General features: G+C 42.7%; 20 protein-coding genes. 7 read left to right on the forward strand and 13 right to left on the reverse strand.

What is annotated here, in order from left to right:
• Nucleotides 1-275, forward strand: a 275-nt coding sequence (locus tag FWE23_06375) for a radical SAM protein (protein MCL2845059.1), incomplete at its 5' end; no start/stop codon positions are given.
• Nucleotides 276-383: 108 nt separating this feature from the next.
• Nucleotides 384-1,010 (forward strand): hypothetical protein, encoded by a 627-nt coding sequence (locus tag FWE23_06380; protein ID MCL2845060.1) that lies wholly within the window; start codon nucleotides 384-386, stop codon nucleotides 1,008-1,010.
• 175 nt (nucleotides 1,011-1,185) lie between these two features.
• On the opposite strand, the gene FWE23_06385 is transcribed toward FWE23_06380, so the two are convergent.
• The 5 genes from FWE23_06385 to FWE23_06405 form a co-directional block, all read right to left on the reverse strand.
• The gene (locus FWE23_06385; GenBank protein MCL2845061.1) at nucleotides 1,186-3,186 is read right to left on the reverse strand and encodes a hypothetical protein; all 2,001 of its coding nucleotides are present in this window, start codon (nucleotides 3,184-3,186) and stop codon (nucleotides 1,186-1,188) included.
• 597 nt (nucleotides 3,187-3,783) lie between these two features.
• Nucleotides 3,784-4,377: a hypothetical protein gene (locus FWE23_06390; protein MCL2845062.1), complete on the reverse strand. Its 594-nt coding sequence runs from the start codon at nucleotides 4,375-4,377 to the stop codon at nucleotides 3,784-3,786.
• A gap of 102 nt (nucleotides 4,378-4,479) precedes the next feature.
• Complete coding sequence (gene trmB, locus FWE23_06395; protein ID MCL2845063.1) at nucleotides 4,480-5,592, reverse strand: tRNA (guanosine(46)-N7)-methyltransferase TrmB; 1,113 nt, start codon at nucleotides 5,590-5,592, stop codon at nucleotides 4,480-4,482.
• On the reverse strand, nucleotides 5,589-6,788 hold the full coding sequence (locus FWE23_06400; protein ID MCL2845064.1) for an NAD(P)/FAD-dependent oxidoreductase: 1,200 nt from the start codon (nucleotides 6,786-6,788) through the stop codon (nucleotides 5,589-5,591). The genes trmB and FWE23_06400 overlap by 4 nt, the downstream gene beginning before the upstream one ends.
• Nucleotides 6,789-6,795: 7 nt before the next feature.
• Nucleotides 6,796-7,197, reverse strand: a complete 402-nt coding sequence (locus FWE23_06405; protein MCL2845065.1) for a hypothetical protein — start codon at nucleotides 7,195-7,197, stop codon at nucleotides 6,796-6,798.
• A gap of 118 nt (nucleotides 7,198-7,315) precedes the next feature.
• Between FWE23_06405 and FWE23_06410 the strand changes: the two genes are divergently transcribed.
• From FWE23_06410 to pstC, 5 genes are all read left to right on the forward strand, one after another.
• The gene (locus FWE23_06410; protein MCL2845066.1) at nucleotides 7,316-8,194 is read left to right on the forward strand and encodes an NFACT RNA binding domain-containing protein; all 879 of its coding nucleotides are present in this window, start codon (nucleotides 7,316-7,318) and stop codon (nucleotides 8,192-8,194) included.
• The gene (gene rlmH, locus FWE23_06415) at nucleotides 8,184-8,663 is read left to right on the forward strand and encodes a 23S rRNA (pseudouridine(1915)-N(3))-methyltransferase RlmH (GenBank protein ID MCL2845067.1); all 480 of its coding nucleotides are present in this window, start codon (nucleotides 8,184-8,186) and stop codon (nucleotides 8,661-8,663) included. Before FWE23_06410 ends, rlmH begins: the two co-directional genes overlap by 11 nt.
• A 421-nt stretch (nucleotides 8,664-9,084) precedes the next feature.
• Nucleotides 9,085-13,113, forward strand: coding sequence for a hypothetical protein (locus tag FWE23_06420; protein MCL2845068.1), 4,029 nt, complete (start codon nucleotides 9,085-9,087; stop codon nucleotides 13,111-13,113).
• 205 nt (nucleotides 13,114-13,318) lie between these two features.
• Nucleotides 13,319-14,170, forward strand: coding sequence for a substrate-binding domain-containing protein (locus FWE23_06425; protein MCL2845069.1), 852 nt, complete (start codon nucleotides 13,319-13,321; stop codon nucleotides 14,168-14,170).
• A complete protein-coding gene (gene pstC, locus FWE23_06430; GenBank protein ID MCL2845070.1) occupies nucleotides 14,171-15,019 on the forward strand; it encodes a phosphate ABC transporter permease subunit PstC in 849 nt (282 codons plus the stop codon).
• A 178-nt stretch (nucleotides 15,020-15,197) separates the two neighbouring features.
• Here the strand turns inward: pstC and FWE23_06435 are convergent, their stop codons facing one another.
• The 8 genes from FWE23_06435 to FWE23_06470 all read right to left on the reverse strand — a co-directional run bounded on the left by FWE23_06435 (nucleotide 15,198) and on the right by FWE23_06470 (nucleotide 24,938).
• Nucleotides 15,198-15,797, reverse strand: a complete 600-nt coding sequence (locus tag FWE23_06435) for a DUF6338 family protein (protein MCL2845071.1) — start codon at nucleotides 15,795-15,797, stop codon at nucleotides 15,198-15,200.
• Between the two features lie 70 nt (nucleotides 15,798-15,867).
• On the reverse strand, nucleotides 15,868-17,235 hold the full coding sequence (locus FWE23_06440; GenBank protein ID MCL2845072.1) for a cell wall metabolism sensor histidine kinase WalK: 1,368 nt from the start codon (nucleotides 17,233-17,235) through the stop codon (nucleotides 15,868-15,870).
• Nucleotides 17,232-17,909 (reverse strand): response regulator transcription factor, encoded by a 678-nt coding sequence (locus FWE23_06445; protein ID MCL2845073.1) that lies wholly within the window; start codon nucleotides 17,907-17,909, stop codon nucleotides 17,232-17,234. The genes FWE23_06440 and FWE23_06445 overlap by 4 nt, the downstream gene beginning before the upstream one ends.
• Nucleotides 17,910-17,921: 12 nt before the next feature.
• Nucleotides 17,922-18,557 carry a phosphate signaling complex protein PhoU gene (gene phoU / locus FWE23_06450; GenBank protein ID MCL2845074.1) on the reverse strand — a complete coding sequence of 212 codons (636 nt, stop codon included), beginning with the start codon at nucleotides 18,555-18,557 and terminating at the stop codon, nucleotides 17,922-17,924.
• Nucleotides 18,554-19,348, reverse strand: a complete 795-nt coding sequence (gene pstB, locus FWE23_06455; GenBank protein MCL2845075.1) for a phosphate ABC transporter ATP-binding protein PstB — start codon at nucleotides 19,346-19,348, stop codon at nucleotides 18,554-18,556. The genes phoU and pstB overlap by 4 nt, the downstream gene beginning before the upstream one ends.
• Before the next feature lie 17 nt (nucleotides 19,349-19,365).
• On the reverse strand, nucleotides 19,366-20,223 hold the full coding sequence (pstA, locus tag FWE23_06460; protein MCL2845076.1) for a phosphate ABC transporter permease PstA: 858 nt from the start codon (nucleotides 20,221-20,223) through the stop codon (nucleotides 19,366-19,368).
• 93 nt (nucleotides 20,224-20,316) lie between these two features.
• Nucleotides 20,317-21,801 carry a TolC family protein gene (locus tag FWE23_06465; protein MCL2845077.1) on the reverse strand — a complete coding sequence of 495 codons (1,485 nt, stop codon included), beginning with the start codon at nucleotides 21,799-21,801 and terminating at the stop codon, nucleotides 20,317-20,319.
• Nucleotides 21,798-24,938 (reverse strand): efflux RND transporter permease subunit, encoded by a 3,141-nt coding sequence (locus FWE23_06470; GenBank protein ID MCL2845078.1) that lies wholly within the window; start codon nucleotides 24,936-24,938, stop codon nucleotides 21,798-21,800. Before FWE23_06470 ends, FWE23_06465 begins: the two co-directional genes overlap by 4 nt.

The raw sequence follows: 24,938 nt of genomic DNA on the forward strand, positions 1-24,938 counted from the left end.
ACAGACAAGTCGGCACGTTGCGCCCCAACGGCATTGCAAGTCGCGGGGTGCTTATTCGTCATTTGGTTTTGCCCGAAAATCTTGCGGGGACGGATAAATTTGTGCGCTGGGTCGCCGACGAACTCGGCACGGATACCCACGTAAATATTATGAGCCAATACACGCCAAAGTTTATGGCAAACGATTACCCGCCGCTAAACAGACGACTGATCCCCGGAGAATTCGACCAAGCAATGCGCTGGGCGAGAGAGGCTGGGTTGCGGAATTTTCATTGAGGAAGGGAAAGATAAATCGGATATTTTTAATTAAATTCAAATTACTTCGCATAAATACTCTTACATTATTTATTTTGTCTCCGAAATTACAAATAAACAAAGGTTTTTATGCTTGAAAAAAATGTTGACGATGATAAAAAATTGAAAGGGCTGGAGCGATATTCTGCGCGAGATATTGAAAATTGGAAAGAAAATGAAAAAATAATTGTCGCTAAAAGCGATAGCGATGTGGAAGATTTTATAAAAAACTCGTTAAACGGAAATATTAAGTTCGGAGAAATGCGCCTCGGAAGAATTGACAATGGGTTGGCGCAAAGGATACTGAATGAAACGGGTGTAAATTTAAGCGGATACAGTTTGTTGGTCAGAGCCGACGATGTAAGACACGTTTTTAATAAACACGGAAGTTCAAAAGATGAGAATAGTCGAGGGCAACAAGCGATAACCGCACGCGATATAGAGATATTTCCCGAAGTGATTGCAGATTTTGATCTTGTCCGAAAAGGCGAAAACAACACTTTATTATTCACGAAAGAAGTTAGCGGAAAATTAACGGCTGTAAGTATATACGCAAATGGCAGAAGAAGTTTGTCTCTTAAAACTATGTATAAAAGGATAGACAGAAGTGCAACCCAAGCGGCGAATGCTAAACGCTCTCGTCAAACGTCCAAAAACGACTTGGGCGGGACTTCCGATAATAAAATACAAACAAGCAACAAAAAAAGTCAAGAGTAAAACAGAAAATTTGTAAATTTTCATAAAATAGTCCCCAAAATTCCGGAAAATCGCACCGCATCGTAGGGGCGGGGTTGCGGAATTTTCATTGAGGGAGGAAAAATCTGCATTTGTTTTTTTCTGGCAAAAAGGGACGATTAAAAATCGTCCCTTGATAAATTTGAAAAACTAATTTTTATCTACTAACGCCGATTCTTGCGGAATAGGTGAATCTTCTGCCGCTGATTCCCGTTGCCTCTGCGATTATCAAATACGTCCCGTTGGCGACGAAACGCCCTGATTGGTTTTGCAAATTCCAGATAATGGGCAAATGATGATTTGCCCCTACGGCGGTTTCCGTGAATACGACATTACCCAACGCATCCATAATTCGCAGATTTATTGTTGCGGGCTCGGGGGTAATTACCGAAATTCTTGCGAAATCGGAGACAATTGCGTTTTCGAGGAGAATGCCGAAGCGGGTGTCGGTGTTTATGCGTCTGAAAATCGAATTTTGGCTTGGGTTTACCGTAACGGTTGCTATCGGAAAAAAGCCGCCCGGATAACTGATACCGCCTCCTTGCTCGCTGTTTAATTCCCACGATGCCGAATTTTCAGGCAGAGATACTAAGCCGGTTCTGTCGCCTGCGTTGTGCGTGCCGACAGCCGCTTCGGCAGTATAGGCGACAATAGTACCGCCTAATTCGCCTGTATGCGCTCTACCGAGAATACCTTGAATATTCTCTCTCTGTCCAATTATCAAACCACCCGTTATATTTAATACGGAATTGTCGCCCCACCCGATGCCAATCACGGCGAACCAGTTGCTATTACTACCTACCACTCCTCCGGAAATTGTGACGATATTATTTGAGCAATCAAAATTTTGTTGAATTGCTCCTCCTGTTGCGGAATGTATTATTCCTCCGGAAACTGTTAATCGACCGGCAGTATTTCTGGTAATTGCTATATCGTCGCCGGCGCTTATTATTTTTGCACCGTCCACAACCTCAAATTCGCCGCTACCGAAAATTCTTATAGTCCCCTCACCACTAACAGTCCAATCCCATGTGGCGGAATTCGTATATCTTGCCTGCCAAATAACTTTTGAGGTAGCGGGAATATTAAGAGCAATTCTTCTGTCTGCGTTATCAACCGACTCATTACCTGCACTCACAATTGCCACCGTTGCGTTCGCAGGTATCGACAGTGTTCCGTTTGCTCCTGCGGCTATAGTGACAGTAACGGATTCAATGCCTAAGGGAATATCAATGTTATCGCCGTCCCCGTTCCAAACAAATTCATTTGTCGCATTTATCTCTGTCATAGTAAAGGGAAAAACATCACCGTCGGCATTGTATTTAACGCCCGTTATAAGATTATTTTCAAAGTTCCACGATACAGGCGCGTTGTTCGGTAAAAATGACAAAAATTCTTTACCGCCGTTTGTTATTGAGCCGGAGAAATATGTGCTTACAGTAGGAAGAGCAATAATCACGCCGCCTAATTCGCCCGTATGCGCTCTATTGAGAATGCCTTCAGGTCCCGAATTCATATTCCCTCTCGGCGCAATTATTAAACCACCGATGATATTTAACTCGGAATTGTCTTCCCCCCAACTCGTAGTAGGTACAAAAATTACATTTGCAGTAGCGCTGTTGTTGCTTACCACTCCGCCGGAAATTGTGACAATAGCATTTGACCAAGAATTATTTTGAATTGCCGTGCCTCTGTCAGAATGCACTATTCCTCCGGAAACTGTGATTTGACCGCCAACACCAACTCTGTTAATTGCTATATCGTTGTCGGTGTTTATTATTTTCGCACCGTCCACAACCTCAAATTCACCGTCGTCGGCGGAAATTATTACAGCTCCTCCGATCGTCCACGTCGAATCCGTCCTCCAATCCGGCGCAGATGTAGAATTCGTATATCTCGCCTGCCAAATAACTTTTGAGGTAGCGGGAATATTCAGGGAAATTCTTCTGTCACCATTATTGACCGTTTCATTACCCGCACTCACAATCGTCACCGTCGTATTCTCCGGCACATCCATCGTTCCCTCTGCTCCTGCGGCAATTGTTACCGTCGTCCCATTTGTAATTGTCGGCGGCGTGTTATTATTCCACGTCACCTGTCCACACACCACACTCGCGATAATCCCTATCGTCGCCAATACCCTGAAAAGTTTCCTCATAAAACCGCCTTCCCGCCGTTTCCATACGGCAATGTTAAAATTTCAAGCAAGAAACAGCGGAAAGGCTGTTCTGCCGGTAAAATTCGTAATTTTTGCAGTAAATACAGAATACGCCTATGTTTTAATTAGAGAAGGCAGACAGAACAGCCCCGACGGACATTCGTCTTCTCTAATTGTTGATAGAGAATAACATATACGAAAAAACAGAACTAAAATTTCTGCTTCCTGTATTTACTGCACAAGAAAAATATGTTTTGTTTTTGGTGGTTTACGGGATTATTTTGTTTTTGGTGAAAATTTATCGTATGAGATAGACACACGGGTCTGCCCTTACGGTTTCCGTTTCCTGATTTTTTCTAAAACTAACAACCCGTCCAAATCAATTTTTGAAAACGCAAAACACAAAATTGCCGCCAATACATTTTTAAGACTTATCATAAAAACTCCCTTTTTATTTGTTTAATTGAACTTGTTTTCGACTTTGACGACACAAAAAAGAACGCAAAAATTTTGCGCCTGAAAAGGCGTCCCCTTGTAATATCCCCACATATATAATATGGAATATTATATATGTATATGTGTTGTGTTGTTCATTTTCTAATACTCCTTCACAAAATCGGAGTTAATTTCAATGGTTTTTCCGTCTTGTTTTATAACTCCTACGCCGAGTTCGTTCGCTTTTTCAACAACATAGTTGTCAAAAGAAAGCCCTGCAACTCCGAGATACACCCTGTAATTTGCGTATTCGGGGAAATATTTTCTGAATTGCGACAATTTTGTTGTTGCCAAATTTTCTACAAAATTCGGGTGAATACGAGTTTTTGCTTCAATAATCGCAACACTGTCGCCATTTACCAAAACAATATCAAATTCACAAGTTTCCTTTTTCTCTACTTTAAGATTAGGTATTAATTTGTCAAATTTTATTCCCGCAAAAGTAAGGTTTTTAGCAAGCGCGCGCTGAAAAAATTCTTCTGCGTAAAGCCCGTTGTTTTTTCCCATATTGCCAACAAGTTCTTTGAGCTTTTCAAGGCTTTTATCGGCTTTAGCCGCTCGCTTGTCGGCGGCGTCGGAGCGTTTTTGGAACTCTTCTTCGTTTTTCTTTTGCAATTCTCTAATCTCCGCAAAACCTTTCATGTTTTCCGCCATTGCCGCCCTGATTTCCGCCATTTCTTCTTGCCATTTTTCCATAAATTTCCGCCTTGCTTTGTTGTATCCTTGTATCAGTTGCAGATAAAAATACTATATGCGTAAGGACAATATAGCAAATTTTTTAGAAAGAACAATATTCGCTTACAACGAACTCCACTGAATTTCACAGCAAACGCCGTCTTCAAACCAGACGTTCAGGCATTTTTCTTGTGAGAAAAGTAAGCGCAATTTTACCTCTTCGTCTTCGCCCTCTTCCGCTTCGATTTCTTCTTCGTTGATGTCGTTGATGTTCATATTTTGCAAAATATTTTTGACATCTTTAATGCCTTTTCCGATAAGTTTTTTGCCGCCCAACTCAAAATCGTCGTCATCGACTTCTATTGTGCCTAATTTCCATTCGTCTTCTTCGTCGAAATAGAGCGTTGCGCCTAATTCGTCGTAAATCCACGCGACGGTATCGCCGAAATCTTCGCCGTCTGCGCTCGGCACTTCCGAGTTTTCTATTTCGCTTGGCTCGCCTAAAATCTTTTTAACTTCTTCAAAGCGCATTCCAAAACGCAACTCATTACCGAGACCTTTTCCTAATTCAATTGTTTTTTCCATTGTTTTCTCCTTTTTTTTGAAACTTACAGCACAAAAATATATTTTTTTTCCAAGCCCCGCGAACTTTTCTTCATATTCCGTGCGAATATTCCAAGTCGGCTCGTTTTCGTGCAGGTCTAAATTGAGCGAATTTATACGAAGCCCGAAATTATTAAATTCGGATAAAGAATACTCGAAAAATTTGCGATTATCCGTTTTATATTGCAAAATTCCGCCGCCGGTAAGAATTTTTTCATACTTTTTCAAGAAATTTGTATGAGTCATTCGCTTGTTTCTTTGCGATGTTCTTTCCCACGGGTCGCTGAAATTAAGATAGATTTTCTCTATTTCGCCGTTTCCGAATATTTCGAGGATATTGTTTGCGTCGTAGCGCAAAAGTCGCAGGTTTTTTATGGGGTTGTCTATTGTTTTTTCTAAAGCGCGCAACAAAACCGAGTCGAATTTTTCTATTCCCAAGAAATTTATATCTGGATTTTGTTTCGCCAAATTTATTATGAAATTCCCACGTCCGATACCGATTTCGAGGTGTAGCGGGTTGTTGTTTTCGAATATTTTCGTCCAGTTTCCTATAAAATCTTTTGGGTTTGCGACAACGATTTCGGGATTTGCGGCAAGCACACTGCCTGCGCGCGGGATATTTCTTAATCTCATACAATTTGTCCGTAAAAAATAGTTTCCTTAATAATTTCACTGATTGTCGGGTGCGCAAAAACTGTAGTTCTTATATCTTGAACGGTCAAATTTTTCTGAACTATCAACGCCATTACCGCGCTTATTTCTTCTGCGTTGGGCGAAATTAAATGCAATCCTGCAATTTTTCCGCTTTCTTTTTCGATTACCGCTTCGCATAGTCCTCTTTCGCCCGTATCTGTCATTGCGCGGAATTTGGCATTTCCCGAAAGCGGCATTTGGCGGACTTCGTATTGAGTATCTTTTGTCGGCAAAACTCCCACTCTTACGATTGACGGGTCGGTGTATAAAACAGCGGGAATACTTTCGTAATCGAGTGCAAAATCATTGCCAATAATTTTGTTTATTGCGACAAATCCCTCTTGCTCCGCCGTGTGAGCGAGCATTGATTTTGAATTTATGTCGCCTATTGCAAAGCAGTTTTTTGCGGATGTTCGGCAAAATTCGTCGGTTGAAACGCCGTTTTCTGTTATTTGAAGCGACAAATTTTCTATTCCTTTAATAGGCGCGAATTTTCGTCCGTTTGCGAAATATACATTGTCGCCAATTTCGCCGTCAAAGTTTTTTACGAATTCAATTCCGTTTTTTTGCATTTTGCCGACAAGGATATTTACGGCGTTTTGGCTTAAATTTGCGCAAAATTTGTCGCTTTTTTCTAAAACGCGAACTTTACTTCCCAAGGCGTTAAAAATTTGCGCGGCTTCAAATCCCGCTATTCCGCCGCCGAGTATATCGACATTTTCGGGAATTTCGTCTTGAGTTTTCGGAAAGAAAATTCCTTGTCCTTTTGCAACGGAACCGCTTGCGATAATTAAATATTTGCTTTCAATTATTTTGTCGCCTGATTTAATTACAAAGTTTTCACCGTTTTTGGGCAAAATTTCGGCTTCGCTTTCAATAATTTCCACACCGCTCGAAATTAAATCGTGCTTAAGTTTTTGTTGAAAAGAATTGCGAATTTTGTTGAATTTGTTATAAATATTTTCGACAGGGGGATTATCCCCTAAATATATTTTTGAAGGAACGCAACCGCAGTTCAGGCAAACGCCGCCTAAAAGATTTTTCTCGAAAATTATTGATTTAAAATTAAATTCGGAGGCGGTTTTAGCCGCAGAAATTCCTGCAGTTCCGCCTCCGATAATACAAATATCAAGCATCAAAAAATTATTTTGCCGCTTTTGCTGTGGTTTTTTTTGTTGCCGCCGCCGCTTTGGGCGCCGCTGTTTTTGTTGCAGTTGCCGCCGCTTCTTTTTTCGGTGCGGCTTCTTCGGGTGCGACTACGTTTGTCAAATCCAAAACAGAGTTGCTTGTTCCGAATGGAGAAACTACCTGCGGCAAAGTCGCGTCTGAATTCCAACGACCGTCGATAGAATAACCGAATTGATACGCTCTTCCCAAATCAAGGTTTAATTTAACTGAAAAAGCGCCGTCTTTGCCCTTTTTCATTGCCCAAACTTCCCAATTATCCCATTCTCCCGTGAGAATTGCTCCTGCTGCCCCATCAACTGACGGTGTAGTAAAAACAACAGTTGCTTTTTTTGCTTTTGGTGTAATATCAACAGACATAAATACTCTCCTTATGAGTATAAAATTAAAAAATTACGCAAAAAAATACATTTTGTCGTACAAAGCGCGCAAGGAAAATTTATTTTATATTTAAATATTATGTTAAGAAAGTGTTTTTATGGAAGAAATCATCGAAAAATTACCGATTTTGAAGGCAAAAATGCAATTGGAAATTGACCGTGCACGGAAGCGGCGCGCAACTCATATAGTTCAATTGGAGAAATCGCAGGACTGGGAAATTTACAAAAATTTTGCCGACACCATTCTTATAAACAAAAACGCGATAAAAAAAGGAACGGATTGCGCTGAACTTACGGACGCGCTCGGAAATCCGCTGAAAATTACGCTGAACACCGCAATTGGTGCGGTCGATAATGCCGAAATGTATTACAAAAAAGCGAGAAAAGGCAAACGCGGCTGTGAAATATGTGCCGAAAACATAAAAACAGAAGACGCAAAAATCGCCGAATTGCAAAAAAATTTGGCAGTTATCGAGGATTTTTTACAAAACGGATTTTTAGGTCGCGAAAACGAAATACAGAATTTTATCGACAAATATTTATCATCTTCCGCGCAAAAAATTAAGACTAACGAAGAAGCGCCTAAAACACCGTTTCGCAGGTACGTATATAAAGGATACGAAATTTTTGCAGGAAAAACGAGCGCCGACAACGACGAACTTTCCATAAAATTCGCGAAACCCAGCGATATTTGGTTTCACGCGGTCGGATACGCAGGCTCTCATTTAATAATCCGCCGTCCCAAAAACGCTCCAATGCCTCCCGACGAAATTTTGAGAATTGCAGGCGGAATAGCGGTGTTTTTTTCAAAAGCAAAAAATTGCGGATACGTCGAAGTCCACATAGCCGAAGCGCGATACGTGCGAAAACCAAGAAAATCGCCGCCCGGTTTGGTTGTTGTAGAAAGATACAAAACGATGAGGGTAAGCCCCGTTGACCCGCAAATTCTGTTTAAGGAAATGAAAAATGAAAATTAGCATAATCGCCGTCGGAAAAATTAAAGAAAATTATCTGAAAGACGCAATTGGCGAATACCTAAAACGACTTTCCGCGTTTGCCAATATGCAAATAATCGAAATTCCCGACGCGCAATGCCCCGAAAATCTAAGCGAAGCACAAAAAAACATAGTTCTGCAAAAAGAAGGCGAGAAAATTTTAGCACAAATCTCACCGAAATCTTTCGTTTACGCTTTGGCGATTGACGGAAAAAAATTGTCGTCCGAAAAATTCAGCGAAAACATACAAAACAATATGACAAACGGAGTATCGCATATAACATTTATTATAGGCGGCTCGCTTGGACTAAACAGCGAAATTTTACAAAAAAGCGATTTTCGCCTGTCGTTTTCGGATATGACTTTTCCGCATCAACTTATGCGAGTGATTTTGCTGGAACAAGTTTATCGCAGTTTCAAAATAATTGCAGGAGAACCGTATCACAAATAGTATTTTATCCACTTCAAATAAAGTGGATAAATATGAGCAATACAGATTTATCTTACAAAAAAACCATCGGCGCAAAACAATCTTTGCGCCTTTTTTTACACATTTCCGCAATTGCCCCACAATTTTCACCAAAAACAAAATAATCTCCCACGCCACCCTTGCCACAATGTATTTTCACTCAGAGAAAAGCAATGCAAACAAAAAACGAGGAGAAAATAATGCAATTCGCACAAAAATGTCAAATTCCCTTGACAACAGCGAGAGGTCGAAATTACTCTCTCTCTCTCTCTCTCTAATACTCACCCATTTTTATCATTTTTCAAAAAATCTATATACCTATGGTATATAGGCGTTGGGCGTGTTATGTGGGCAAAACACAGAATTCAATTTTTTCGATATAAATTAAAAAGGAGGTTGCTTTATGAAAAGCAAAACTAAAACATTCCTATTGGCAATCGCAATGGTATTTGCGGTAATCACAAGTTCAACAGCAGCGAGCATTGAACTAATCAACGATGAAAATGCTTGGCATACTTATTTTTGGGGAAATGCACAAGCAGAAGTTATCAACAACAGCCCTTTTACGGGAGCATTAATTCCAAACGGCGGTGGAGGCGGATTTTGGCAAGACGGAATTTATGATTGGACTAATGCTACTTCTATTCGTATAACCTACACAAGCAGCCACAATTTTTTAGCTATATTAGGTTGTGAGCAATTCATTTATTACGTTCAATTACCTGCGGGGACAAACAGGACAGAAGATATTTCATTGCTGGGCGTAAATGCCCGTTTTACACGTAGCGATAGAGTTAATTGGGTGCCGCAACAAATAACAATGAACCAATCTATTTTATCTCAAATAAACGGGGCTGTTAATATAGAGTCTGTCGCGTGGGGAGCAACGACAAATATTACCATCACCTCCATTTTAGTGGCAGGATTACAAGTCGCGCCCTCGCACAGCATTACAGTAACGGCGGGCGCGGGCGGAACGATTTCGCCGAGCGGAGATGTTCTTGTCAGAGAGGGAAGAAATCAAACATTTACCATTACTCCCGAAAACGGATATATAATACAAGATGTTAAGGTAAACGGTGTAAGCAGAGGAAAAATAAACAGTTATACTTTCCAAAACACAAGGGGCGACTCTACTATTGAGGCGAGTTTTAGGGCGCTTGCAGATTTTGGGCTGACCGAACTAATCAACGACGAATTTGTTTGGCATATAAACAGATGGGGCAACGAAAACAATGTGTTTGCGAGCAAATTATCAAACAACCCATTAGAGGGCTCAATAAGTGTGAGAACTCCTCACGACGGGGTGAGCAGCGCAAATTTCGACCTTTCTCTTGTGGATTTTGATTGGAGCAATGTGGTAAATATCAATATGACTTATACAAGCGACAGGGAATTTTTTCTTAATTTATGGGACAGCGAAAATGAAAGAGGATATATGCGTCTTATTCCGAGAGGCACAAACGCAAGCATAAACTTTGATTTGTCGGGCTTTACCTTTTGGGACGCAAGTCAAATGCGAGATGTGCCTGCTCACACAGTGTGGGATTTATCAAAAATAACACACCTTGGCATAAACACGCTTTGGGGTGCAACATCGACATCTTTTCAAATAACGTCTCTTTCGGTGGCGGGGTTGGAAGTCATACAAAACACTCACAAAATTACAGCGACGGCAGGAGCGGGCGGAACGATTTCGCCGAGCGGAGAAGTGGTCGTCAGAAACGGAGCGAACAGAACATTTACCTTTACTCCCGACAGGCAATATGTAATAGAAGACGTTAAAATAAACGGCGTAAGCAGAGGAAGAATAAACAGTTATACGTTCCAAAACATAACGGGCGACTCAACTATTGAAGTCCGTTTTGAAATGCCCGATTACACCGAACTAATCAGCGACGAATTTGTTTGGCACGCGCAAACTTGGGGCGCTAATACAACTGCGACAATAACATCAAACAATCCGTTGGCGGGCTCAATAAGTAGCAACAACGAAACGGGCGGCGGAAATATTTCTCTAAATGTTCGCGACTTTGATTTGACGGATGTAAGTAGAATTGATATGACTTACACAAGCGACAGGGCGTTCCTGCTAATATTATGGGACGACGAAAACAGAAGAGATTTTTATCGGGTTATACCCGCAGGTACAAACGCAAATATAAGTTTTGATTTATCGGGTTTTATCCGTAGGACAGGAACTCAAGACCTGCCTGCTCACACAGTTTGGGATTTGTCTAAAATAACAGATGTTGTTATACAGCCACTTTGGGTTAGCGCAGTAGATTTTCAAATAACCTCGCTTGCCGTAGCAGGTTTGAAAACTCAAGCAAGCGAAAATGTCGAAGTTATTTGGGATACAAAAACGGACTTTGTTTACAACGGAAGAGTGCAAGCGCCGACAGCAACGGCAATTACGGCAGACGGAATTCCGTTGCAACTTACGATTTTGGGCGGCGCAACAAACGCAAACAGTTCGCCATACGTCGCAACGGCAATTCTTGCGACAACAAACAGCAATTTCAACTTTAATTTGACGGGCGCAACAAAACAATTCACAATCGCAAAGGCACAAATCAGCCCAATCTTAAACATTCAAAGCGTTGAAGTCGGAAATGCGCTTGCTCCGAGCGTAATCGGAAATCTTGACAATGGCGCAATAACTTACCTTTTTGCAACAAGTGAAAACGGAGAATTTTCTGCAATTGCTCCGACTGCTGTAGGAACACACTTTGCAAAAGCAATGATAGCGGAAACAGAAAACCGTCTTGGCGCGCAAACACCCGTTGTCTCGTTTGCCATACTTTCCGAAACAGCGGCAGAAACGGCAAATGTTGTAGTAGTTTGGGAAGATATAAACGACGACTTTATATTTAACGGCTCAATGCAAGCGCCGTCTGCTTCGGCAACATTGTTCGGACTTCCCGTTCCATTGGAAATTATCGGCGGAATTAACGCGGGAGAACACAGAGCAATCGCCCGTTTGGCAACTCCGAATAATCAGATAATTTTGACCAACTCCGAAAAACCATTTACGATAGAGCCGAGAACGCTTCGCGAAAACGCAATATCGCCAATCAGCCATTTTTCATTTACGGGCAGGCAAATTACTCCGAATGTCGAAGTTAAATACGGCGAAGAAAGTTTAACGGAAAACGTAGATTTCAAGGTTTTTTACGGAGCAAATATTTCGGGAATGGGAAGCGTAGAAATCACGGGTATCGGAAACTACACGGGAATTTTAAGCCGCACATTTGCCATTGCTTCAAGCGGAACACCTATTGTCAGCGTTGTTTGGGGCGAAACGCAATTTACGTTCAACGGCGAAGAACAATATCCCACTGCAACGGCAATGTGGAACGATATAGAAATCGAACTTGAAATTATCGGCAAACAAACAAACGCGGGAAGCCACGTGGCAGTTGCTCAACTTAAAAATCCCGCGCTTGGCATAATTTTGGTGAATAATGTTCGTCCGTTTACCATTAGCCCTAAGAAATTAACGGTAAGTTGGTCGCAACCAAGAACGTTTGTTTATAACAAAATGGTGCAAGTCCCAATTCCGAGCGTGGAAGAGAAAAGCGTTATGTTGCGTGTTGTCGGCGGTCAGTCCGAAGTCGGAAATTATACGGGAGTTCTTGCGCCGTTTGCTCAGATAATTTCGGCAAATGCGAATAATTTCACGCTTGACGAAAGCACCGTCAGCATAGATTATTCAATTACACCGAGAACGCTTTTGGTTTCATTGACCGCACCCGCTAACGACACAATTTTGTTGAACGAAAGAGATTTCGCTGAAATAGAAGACATTATATCTCATTTGAGCGGACTTATCAGATTTATCGGCTTTGCAACTAACACCGAAACGCAAGAAAGCGACAATGAAGACGTTTTGACGGGAGCGCCGTCAATTTCGTTGAGCCCGATACCGACAACACTTTCAGCAGAAGCGCGCGAACAACGTTCAAACGAAACAGAAAGATTGTATTCGGTCAACATAAACACTTCGGCAATGAGCGCAAAAAACTACACCCCGCAAGGTCAAACAGGTTTAGTCGTAAGATTATCACAAGGTTCCACATCAATCAGAAGAACAGAATCCCGCGATAACAGACACGGCATTGTGTTGGAAAATGCCATTGTTTCGGATGTGGCAAGAATTTCGGTAATCACTCCCGAACCCGCAACAATAAACTTGCGAATTTTAGATAATTTGGGGAATGTCGTATTCACGGAAACCGCTACCCATCCGTACGGGCGGGTTTTAAACCCGCCCCTACATTCGTCGGCAATCGTCTGGAATTTGACCAACACCAACGGACGTTTCGTCGCCAACGGCACGTATTTGATTGTTGTAGAGACGCAATGCCTTGCGTCTCCTTCCGGCGGCAGAAGATTCACCTATTCCGCAAGAATTGGCGTTAACAGATAATACAGCCTTTCCAACAATCAAAAAGAACGCGCCCCGCTTAAAATTCGCGGGGCGTTTTCTTTTTTTGCCGACGGTATTCGTCTCCAAATAGTATTTTTGCAAAAAAAATTCACATTTTACACAAACTTAACAAAGACCGCAAGCGAATTTTATTTAGGTTTTTTATATTACCGACAGTTTTTTCTAATTTTTAATAGGAGGTATTATGAGAAAACAGGTGTTCAAATTTATGACAGCCGTTAGTTTTGCGGCATTGTTTATTGTTTCGTGTGCGAGAAACGACGACCAAATTACGGTTGTTTCGCGTGAAGAGGGCTCGGGAACACGTTCGGCGTTTACCGAATTAGCAGGAGTTGTTGACGCTCAGGGAAGAGATATGATGACTGTTAACGCAGAAATCAGCAACAACACATCGGTTGTGATTAACGCTGTAATCGGCAATACGCGTGCAATCGGATATATTTCGATGGGCTCGCTTAACAACAACATCAAGGCGCTGAAAATCGACGGCGTTGCGGCAACTCCCGAAATGGTAACAAGCGGCGATTATAAAATTGCCCGTCCTTTTCTTATCGGAACAAAAAACGAAATAACTGAAGTCGCTCAGGATTTCATCAATTTTATGCTTAGCGCAAACGGACAGCAAATTGTTGCATCGCGTGGATATATCGGAATTCAAAATACGGGCGAATTTGTATCAAGCGGTGTTTCGGGGCGCGTTGTAGTTGCGGGTTCGTCGTCGGTTGCTCCACTTATGGAAAGATTCAGAGAAGCGTATATGGCAATAAATACAAGTGCCACGGTTGAAGTTCAGCAAAATTCTTCGTCGGCGGGAATACGTGCGTTGCAGGAAGGGATTTGCGACATTGCTATGAGTTCCAGAGAGCTGAGACCTGCCGAAATTCAATCGGGTATTACTCCGACCACCGTTGCGCTTGACGGAATTGCAGTTATAGTTAACACGGAAAATAAAATTGACAATTTGTCTCTTGAGCAAGTAAGAGGAATTTTCTTGGGTGAAATTACAGAATGGAGCAAAGTCAGGGGAGCGAATTAAATGTTTAAAACCAAAGAAAAAGCGGCGGAAATCGGATTTTTCATATCGGCAGCCGCCAGCATATTGTGCGTTGCGCTTATCTGCATATTTTTGTTTGCGGGCGGAATTCCTGCGATATTTGAAATAGGATTTTTCAACTTTATCTTTGGTATGGAATGGCGTCCTACCAGCCACGGGAAATTCGGCATATTTCCAATGATAACGGCAACAATGCTTGCGACATCTTTGGCGCTTTTGTTTGCTGTTCCCGTCGGAATTATGACGGCTGTTTTCTTGGTGAAATTCTGTAAAAAGAAAATCAGTAATATATTAAGCCCGATGGTATCGCTTTTAGCGGCGATACCATCGGTTGTTTACGGCTTTTTCGGAATGGTGGTTATCGCTCCGATAATCGGCGAATTGTTCGGCGGAAGCGGTCGCTCGCTTATTGCCGCGTCAATAATTCTTGCAATAATGATACTTCCGACTATAATTACCGTTTCACAAGCGGCAATACGGGCTGTTCCCGAAATCTATTACGAAGGCGCGCTCGCCCTTGGCGCAAGCAAAGAAGAGTCGATGTTTTTCGCCACTCTTCCCGCGGCAAAATCGGGAATTATCGCCTCTGTCGTTCTCGGATTAGGACGTTGCGTCGGCGAAACAATGGCAGTAATAATGGTAGCAGGAAACCAAGTGCGAATTCCGGGCAGTTTATTTGACGGTGTAAGAACGCTCACGGCAAACATAGTCCTCGAAATGGGCTACGCCGAAGGTCTTCACCGCGAGGCGCTTATATCGACCGCAGTAGTTCTTTTTGTGTTTATATTGATGATAAATTTCACTTTCGCGGTGGTAAAAAAGAGGATTTGAGAAGAACAAAATTGAGCACAATTGTTTTGTGCTCAATTTTGTTTTTTAATTCTTGTTCAATTTCAACATTGTTTCTCCTGAACCTCCTCTTGGTGGTATAGGCTTTAGCATCGACGAACTACTTGTTCCTTTTAGTTGATGCCCTTGCCTTAGGCTGTTATTTCGAAGTTGGTAGCCTTCAATTGCTAATTTTCTCTCGTTCATCGCTTTCTCCTTTCTGCTCATTAAAAAGTTCAATATACTCTATTTCGTCATAATTTATTAACAACCCCTTTGTGTCGGGTGTTTTTTCCATAAATATTCCTTCTTCATTAAGTCTCCAAACTTCTTCTAAATATAAATCTTCTTTTTCAGGGTAAGATGAAGCAAATGAATCACCTCCATAAAGACCGCCTATAATTCTTTCATTTTTTAAGTGAATTAGTACAAAAAAACGAACTTTTTGGTTGCTAAAAAAGTAATCCCAAGATTTGGGTATTGTGCTGATAGTTTTATCTTTTATGATATTAAATCCTAATATCAACTTTAAGAATATTGGACAAATTATTGAAAGCACAAAAAGCAAAGGCACTAAAAAAATATCGGATAAACATACCATTGAGGTAAACCAAGATACAAAAATATAGTAAGCGCCTCCAAATATAATTGCTTCAATCAAAGAATTTGTGATCTTCACTTTTTCCGACGGATGTATTAATCCCCATACTTTCATAGAAATAAATCCGGGGGCTACAAAAAGCATAATCAATTTAATTGTATTTTCATTCAGAAATTCCAATTTAACACTCCTCCAATAAGCAATATTAAAATATCAATGAAATAAATATAATAAAAAATCAAGTGTTTTGTCAAGCTTTTTGATTGAAAATTAAAAACTCAACCGTAATAGTTGTTCCTTTTCCCTCAACGCTTGATAAACTTATCGTTCCTTTGTGGATTTGAACGGCGTGTTTTGTTATTGCGAGACCAAGTCCCGTGCTGTTTTGTCTTTGGCTTCTGGCGCTGTCCACTCTGAAAAAACGCTCGAAAATTCTGTGTTGCATCGAAAGCGGAATGCCTATTCCTGTGTCGGATACGGATAAAATTGCGCGCTCGTTTGTTGCGTCTATTTTTACGCTGATTTTTCCGCCGTCGCAATTGTATTTTACTGCGTTTACTAATAAATTCTGCAAAATTACGTCTAAAAGTCGCGGTATTGCGTTTATTTCTGTGGTTTCGCCTGTAAGTTCGCAAGTTATTTCTCGCTCTGTTGCTTTTTCGCTTATTTGATTGATGGCGTTTTGTGCAAATTCGTATAAGTTTACTTTTTCAAAGGAAAAAGCGCTGTTTTCGTCGAGATTTGACAGTTGAATAATGTCGTTTATAAGGTTGAGCAAATGCTGTGCTTCCGTGTAAATTTTACCCGAAAAATCTTTAATGTCCTCGGGTTTGGCAATTCCCTTTGTTATAATTTCGGAGTAGCCCGAAATTACTGCAAGCGGCGTTTTCAGTTCGTGGGAAACGTTTGCGGAAAATTCGCGGCGCAGTTTTTCGCGGTCGGCTTGCTCGCTTATGTCCATAAGCAAAATGGCAATTCCTTGTTTTTCTCCCGCTTTGTTGATTATAAGCCCTGCAAACATTCTTATGGTTTTGCCTTGAATTTCTATAATTGTCTCCATTTTTTTTACGTCGTCTGCGAATTTTATGCCTTGGCGAAATTCTTCTTCTCTGCACAAAACCAAAACGTGTTTGCCTGTAAGATTTTGGATTTCTTCTTCTGCGTTGTCGCTTTCGCGCTTGCTGTTTTCGCCGTCCAAAATGTTAAGAGCTGTCTTATTACACGACAAAATTCGATAATCGACGTCTAAAATAATCAAGCCTTCGTGCATATTTGCCGTTATGGTTTCAAAGTGTTTTTTGCGTTTTTTCAGCTTCTTGATTTGGGCTGAGGTCTCGGAGTTTTGCCTTTGTGATTTTACTAAAATCGGCGCCAACTCGTCGTAAACATCGCAATCTTGCGGGCATTCCAAATCGATTTTTTCTATGTCTCGCGTGATTTTTGAGATGACAAATTTTGTCGCAGTTGATATGGCAAAGAAGTAAAATCCGACTAATGCTGCGCCTATAATAACTATGAAAATATTTGCGAGATTATCACCATAATGAATAAAAGCTAAAGTTATCGCAATCAAGACTGCGCTTAGAATTAAATTTGTCCAAAAAATCAGGAATTTCATTCGGGGCTCCCTATTTTGTAGCCGACCCCGCGAACGGTTTGTACGTGTTTTCCGCCGTCGCCTAATTTTTTTCTTAAGCTCATTATGTGCGCGTCCACCGTGCGCGTTTCCATAGCGTAATCGTAGCCCCAAACTTCTGTTAGAATGTTTTCGCGGCTGTGAACAATATTTACGGAACGAAGCAAAAATACCAGCGTATCAAACTCTTTTATTGTAAGAACGACTTCCTGTCCGTTAACCAAAACCAAGTGTTTGGGAATATCGACCGATATGTTTTCAAATGAAATAAAGTTATGTTTGTCGGACGATTTTTGCGTTCTTTTAATAAGGCGCTTTACTCTTGAAATCAGCTCCATTATTCCGAAAGGTTTTGTAATATAGTCGTCAGCGCCACTGTCGAGCCCCATTACTTTGTCGTATTCCGTGCCTTTGGCGGTGAGCATAATTACAGGAAGGTCGGCAGTCGTTTTCGCTCCTCTTATTTTTTTCAGAATGCTTAATCCGTCGTCGCAGGGGAGCATAATATCCAATATTACAAGGTCGGGTTTATTGACGCCCATTACGGCGAAAAAATCGTTTCCGTCGATAAATCCCTGACACTCTATTCCCGAATTTTTTAAGGAATAAATTATAAGTTCGCGAATTGCACGGTCGTCTTCTACGATATATACCATAATCTTCTCCGATTACGCTTCTTGGATGGAATATGCAACAACTTTTGCGATGTTTTTTGCGTGGTCGCCTATTCTTTCGAGGTATTTTGCCGCCTGAAAAATATCCAAACACAGTTCGCCGTTTTTGCCGTCTTCGTCAATTCGTTTTATAAGCCCTTGCTTTATGTCCTTAAAATGGTTGTTTATAACGATATCGAACATTATCACGTTTTTTGCTTCTTCCACATCGTTTTTGATTAGGCAATCCACGGCGTTTGAAATGATTTTTGCTACGGATTTCGCCATTTCTTCCATATATTTGCCGACAAAATGCCGTTGTTCGTCGCTGGCGTTTTCAAACAAATACGAGATGCTGGCGGCGTTTGCTCCGATGCGCTCCATATCGCCTATAAGTTTTTGTGTGGTCGTAATAAAACGCAAATCGCCTGCGACAGGTTGCTCTCTTATAAGAAGTATAATGCAAAGTCGGCTTATTTCGCGCTCCATATTGTCAATTTGTTCTTCGATGGCAAACGTTTTTTTCCGCATTTCCGAATTGTTGGTCACAAGTCCGTTAATTGTGCTGTTAATTGCATATTCGCAAAGTGCGCCCATTTCTGTCATATCGCAACGAAGTTTTTCCAATTGTCTTTTGTATGATTCTCTCATCCAAATCTCCCTGTTATATAGTCCTCGGTTTTTTTATTTGTCGGTTTTGTGAATAATTTTTCCGTTCTTCCGTGTTCGATAACTTCGCCCAAAAGGAAAAATACCGTTTCGTCCGAAATTCGTGCCGCCTGTTGCATATTGTGGGTTACAATTACGATAGTGTATTTTTCTTTAAGCGTTTCCGCCAAGTCTTCAATTTTTGACGTGGAAATCGGGTCAAGCGCGCTCGTCGGCTCGTCCATAAGAAGAACTTCAGGCTCTACCGCAAGCGCTCTGGCTATGCACAAACGCTGTTGCTGTCCGCCCGAAAGTGCGAGTGCGGGCTTTTTGAGACGGTCTTTTGTTTCTTCCCAGATTGCGGCGTCTATAAGCGATTTTTCGACAATCATATCGAGTTTCGCCTTGTTTTTTATGCCGTGAGTACGGGGTCCAAAAGCGATATTGTCATAAATGCTCATAGGAAAAGGGTTTGGCTTCTGAAACACCATTCCGACGCGTTTTCTGAGCAGATTTACATCGACCGAATTGTCGTAAATGTCTTGTCCGTCAAAGGTGATTTTTCCTGTTATTCGGCAACCCTCAATCAAATCGTTCATTCTGTTGAGAATTCTCAGAAACGTCGATTTTCCGCAACCAGACGGTCCTATAAGCGCCGTTATTTCGTTCTGTTTCATAGCGAAATTCACGTTTTTAAGCGCTTGGAATTCCCCATAAAACAAATTCACGTTCTCGCTGACAATTTTGTTCACAGACACTCCTTTTATTTTTATTTTTTTGGGAGACGTAAGCATTACGTCTCTACATTTTATTACCGTGTTTTTCGTTCGATTTTTCCTGCAATGTAATACGAAAACGAATTCAGCAAAATCACTATTATGAAAAGCACCGCCGCTGTGGCAAACGCCTCGTTTACATTCATTCCTTCCGTCGAAATCGAATACAAATGCACTGCAAGCGTTCGTCCCGATGATACCGAAATTTCTCCTGCGTTGTTTGTGAAAACCCTGACGATTTCGGTTGCCGTTCCCGCCGTAAATATGAGCGCCGCTGTCTCTCCCAAAATCCGTCCGAGCGATAAAATCACTCCCGCAAAAATTCCGTTGGAAGCGCTCGGAAGTATTACTTTGAACGTTGTTCGCAGTCGTCCTGCGCCAAGCCCGAAACTTCCCTCGCGATACAAATCGGGAACTGCGATAAGCGCTTCTTCGGCAGTTCGCATAACAAGCGGCAGGGTCATTATTGCAAGGGTTAGTCCGCCCGCAAGCACCGAATATCCCATCTGCAAATATATAACAAAAAACATCATTCCGAAAAGTCCGTAAACTATAGACGGTATTCCTGCAAGCGTTTCGGCGGCAATTCGTATAAATTTCACAAACTGATTTGAGCGCGATGCGTATTCCGTAAGATAAACCGCCGAAAATATTCCTATCGGAACAGAAAGCGAAAGAGCGATAATTACTACCACCACCGTATTTATCATAGCAGGAAAAAGTGATACATTATCGCTTGTGTATTCGAGTGCAAACAGGCTCGGAGTGATATTGACAAGTCCCATAATAAGTATATACGCCGATATGAAAAGTATAGTGCAAATGGTCATTGTCGCGCTGAGATAAACACAACTGCGAAGAAAAATTACAAGCTTCTTAGGTTTCGCTTTCATAAAGATTTTCCATTCCTCCATCCTTAGTTTTGCAAGAAATTACGTATTAAATGTCAAGTTTTGTTTGCAAGTTTTGTAAAGTTTTGGTAAAATTCATCTATGCCCTGAAACCCCGCGCCTTGCCAGCAACGTCGCGTCTCTCGAGTACAGCGACAACAACGCCTCTATATACGCAATTCTTGCTCGCGCTTCGTCGAGGTTTGCCGATACTACGTCGCGTTGGACTTGGAGGACGGCGTAGCCTGTGGAGCGACCTACTCTTAATTTTTCTTGCTCGGCTTCTAATTTTTGTTTTTGCAGGGTGGATACAAGTTGCGCGGTTTCTATTTGTCTGTGCGCTCGCGATACTTCGAGGTGTGCGGAGCGTATTTCAAAATCTATAAGGCGCGAGAAGTTGGATATTGCTAATTGTCGTTGTTGAGACGTGTATTGCGCCGCTCTGTGTCTTTGCCGAGCCGCGCCGCTTGTTATCGGGAATTGAAGTTGCAAGCCTGCGCTGAATCTTGGGTCGGAATCGTTTGGAAATATTGCAAACGTTTCGTTGGGCGACGTTCCCTCAAGCGCAATGAAAAAATCCAAGCGGGGGAGAAGTCCGTTTTTTGTTTGGATTAAGTCCAACTCTCCGCGCTCTGCCAAAAGATTTGCTTGTCGCAAGTCCTGCCTGAATTCTTGCGCCGCGAGTATGTGGTCTTCGAGATTATCCGCTTCGCCTAAAGTTAAAGTGCTGTCGCTGAGAATAATTTCTTTATCGAAAAATTGCGGGGCGTTTATCAGAAATGCAAGATTAAGAGAACGTTGTTCGCGGGCGATTTGCGCGTCGAATAGCTGTTTTTCGCGCGAGGCGACTTCGGCTCTGATTGTGATAAGGTCTATTGGAGCGACAGTTCCTGCGTTAAGGCGTTGCTCGGCTTCAAAAAGTAAGCGGTTGGCAAGTTCTAAGGAATATTCGAAAATTTGCAATTCTTTATTGCTCAGCATTAACGCCCAATATGAGCGTTCGACCTCCGCAAAAAGCCGCTGAGCATAAGCGGACAATTCTTCTTGGCTGATTTCGAGGTCAATGCGCGCTCGTCTGACAGGGGCGAGATTTACGCGAGTTCCCAATCCCTGCAAAAGCGATTGCGTTATGGTGATTCTTGCGGTCGCGTTGGAATCGCGCGGAGCAGCCCAAGTTGCGCCTCTTGTCGAAAGTTCTATGTTTGTTCCCGTGGGGGCGGTTTGGCTTAACGCTATGCTTGCTCGGTTGTGGTCGAAAAACGGCTCTTGCGCGGAATATGTTGCAGTGATTGTCGGCTCGAATGCGTATTGGCGTTCTCGGATAATTGTTCTTGCGATGTCGGTTCTTATTCGTTCTATGGCGAGGAGGGGATTGCCGTTTACAGCCATATTCAGCGCTTCTTCTAAAGATAGTATTATGGCATCAGAGCGACCGCGATGGTCGTCCCTACGGGGATCTGCCGTAGGGGCAATCCCCTGTGATTGCCCTAAATTCCGATCGTTTACAGTGTTGTTTGCAGTGTCGTCTATTTGAGCGAACGCGGTGCAAAAAATCAGTAATATTATTGCGAGTATTTTCATTGTTTTACCTCCAATGTCGCGAATGCGGGGGCTTTTTTTCGGACTAATTTTTGCTCTACGAGAGAGTAAACCACGGGGATAAGCACGAGCGTTATTACTGTTGAAACCGTAAGTCCGCCGACTATAACGCGAGCCATCGGGACTTGCGCTTCACTGCCTTCGCCTATTCCTATCGCCATCGGCATAAGTCCGAGTATGGTCGAAAGGGCGGTCATTAGGATTGGGCGCAGACGGCGTTCGCCCGCTTTTTCTATCGCTTCAAAAAGTTCCATTCCTTTTTCGTGGTGCATTCGATTTATGAGGTCGATTAGGACGATTGCGTTATTTATTACCACTCCTATTAGTATTATACAGCCGATAAACGCCTGAAGCGTGAAAGGGGTGTTTGTCAAAAGCATTATTGCTACAACGCCCGTTAAAGCCATCGGAATTGAAAAAAGGACAACAAACGGGTCTTTGAACGACTCGAATTGTCCTGCCATAACAAGGAAAATAAGGGCGATTGCAAGCGCTATGCCGAAAAATAACTCGCGCTGGGCTTTTTGCTGTTCTTCCCAGTCGCCGCGGATTAACATTACAAATTCCTGCGGGACGGTTATTTCGGAAATTGCCGCTCTTACGTCGTTTACAACGCTTCGCATATCGCGCCCCGAATAACTTATATTAACGCTTACAATTCGTTCTCGGTCGCGGCGTTCTATGCGCGTGGGACCAACTCCAGCCTCTATTTGCGCCACGCTTTGCAATAATACGGGATTGCCCGCGCTGTTTATTATGGAAATGTTATTTACGTCGGTCAAGGTTTGTCTGTCGCCCTCTGCAAGACGAACTATTACCTGAAATTCTTTACCGTCCACTCGAACTTGCGTTGCCGTTGTTCCGCCTAAAGCCGTCTGAATTGTCTGTCCGATTTGGATTGCCGAAAGTCCCATTTCCGCGGCTTTGCTTCTGTCGATTATAACGCGAAACTCGGGCATTCCTTCTTCGCGGCTTATTTGGACGTCCGTTATTCCCGCAATGTCTTGGACTGCCGAGCGTACTTGTTGGGCGAGCGCTTGACTTTGTTCCAGATTAAAACCTCGAATTTCTACCGCTATAGCCTCGGTTGTCGCACCAACGCGCATTATCCATAAGCCTTGCCCTTCGCGAACTCGCACGGTTGCGCCCGGAATGTTTGTCAAAAGAGGGCGGAGGTCGTCGGCGACTTGCGCGGAAGAACGTTGACGTTCGTTTGGCGGAACAAGTCCCGTTCGCATTGCCGAGCGGTTTAAGCCCTGTTGTCCGCCGCCGAGCGTTCCGCTTACGACTGTCAGAGTAAAGTTTACTTCGGGAACTTCTTCGCTTACTATTGCTTCGATTTGACGAACGGTTGCGTCCATTACCTCTAATTTTGTGCCTGTCTCCATTTCGATATTTACGCGCACGTCGCTTTCGTCGGCTACGGGCATTAAGTCCATACCCACAAGCGGAAGCGCGAGCAGAGAAAGCAAAAACAGCACCGCAACGCCGACCACTACGGTCATTCGATTTCTGAGCGCCCAATGTATTATTTTTCGATATTCGCGCTCCATTTTCACATAAAAATTCTCGCTTGCGTTAAAAACTTTGCTTAAAATCGGGTTTTTCACTTTTTTCGTGCGTTGAACGCTTTCGTCTTTCAGGAATTTTGAAGTAAGCATAGGAACAAGGGTAAGCGCCACAAAAAGAGAGCAGAGAATAGAGAATCCGACGACAAACGCAAGCGATTGGAAGAGTATTCCCGTCATTCCGCGCATAAATATTACGGGGATAAATACCACGAGGGTCGTTAGGGTTGCCGCTATAACCGCCGAAGAAACTTCGCTTGCGCCTTGTATCGCTCCGTCGATTGCGTTCGCGCCTTTTTCGCGTTTATGAAATATGTTGTCCAAAACGACTATGGCGTTGTCCAAAAGCATACCAATTCCGAGAGCCAAACCGCCGAAAGTCATCATATTAAGGGTAAATCCGCTGAAATAAACAAGCGAGAAAGTAGCGACCACCGAAATAGGAATTGCCACGCCGATTATGAGGGTTGTGGTAATGTTTCGCAGGAACAAAAGTATTACTAAAATTGCTATTGCGCCGCCCAAAATTAAGGCGATTGCCACCGAATTTATGGAATTTCGCACGTATTGCGCGTTATCGACCATCGTTATTATTTGCAAGTCCTCGAAATCTTCGTTTATTCGGCGGATTTCGCGCTGAACTCCGTCGGCGACCGCGACCGTATTTGTGCCCTCCTGCTTGCTTATGGAAAGCCGAATGCCCGGCTCGCCGTTAATTCTGGTGAGCGAGCGCACATCCTGAAATCCGTCGCGCACGTCGGCAATATCCGAAATTCTTATGGGAACTCCGTTTCGCACGGTTATCACGGTATTGTTTACGTCGTTTACGCCTTTGAATTCTGCAAGCGTGCGCACCGTAATTTCGCGATTGCCCGAAGTAATTGCGCCCGCGGGAACGTTTCTGTTTTCGCGACGAAGCGCCGCCACAACCATATCGGGAGAAATGCCGAACGCGTCCATATTTGTCGTGCGTAAATCAACGTGAATTTGCTTTCTTTGTCCGCCGCGAATGTCCACCGTCGCAACTCCGTCCACCCGTTCCAGACGATACTGCACTTGGTCTTCGAGAATCTGCTGAATTTCGTGAATATCTTTGTCCTGCACGGTAATGCCGAGTATCATTATCGGCATTGCGGCGACGTCGAATTTGCGTATCATCGGTCTGTCAACTTCTTCGGGAAGCGCGCCTAAAATGCGGTCTATTCGGTCGCGCATATCGTTAACGGCGTTGTCTAAATTTACGCCCCAAGGGAAAGTGACTCGCACCTGACTTCGCCCTTCCTGAGAGGTGGAATTGACCTCTTCTATACCCTGAATTCCCGCAAGAGCCGCCTCTATCGGTCGTGTAACAAGTTCTTCGACTTCTTGCGGTCCCGCGTTTGAAAAAGTCGTAATTACGCTTATTGTCGGCATTGTGATTTCCGGCATAAGGTCTATGGGCAAACGCGACAAAGAAAACGAGCCGATAAGCATTATTATAAGGTATATAACCGTGATTAAAATCGGTCGTTTAACAGGAAGCGATATAAATGAGTGTTCTCTTTCTTTCAT

The sequence above is a fragment of the Chitinivibrionia bacterium genome (genome assembly GCA_009779925.1).
Classification (GTDB): domain Bacteria; phylum Fibrobacterota; class Chitinivibrionia; order Chitinivibrionales; family Chitinivibrionaceae; genus WRFX01.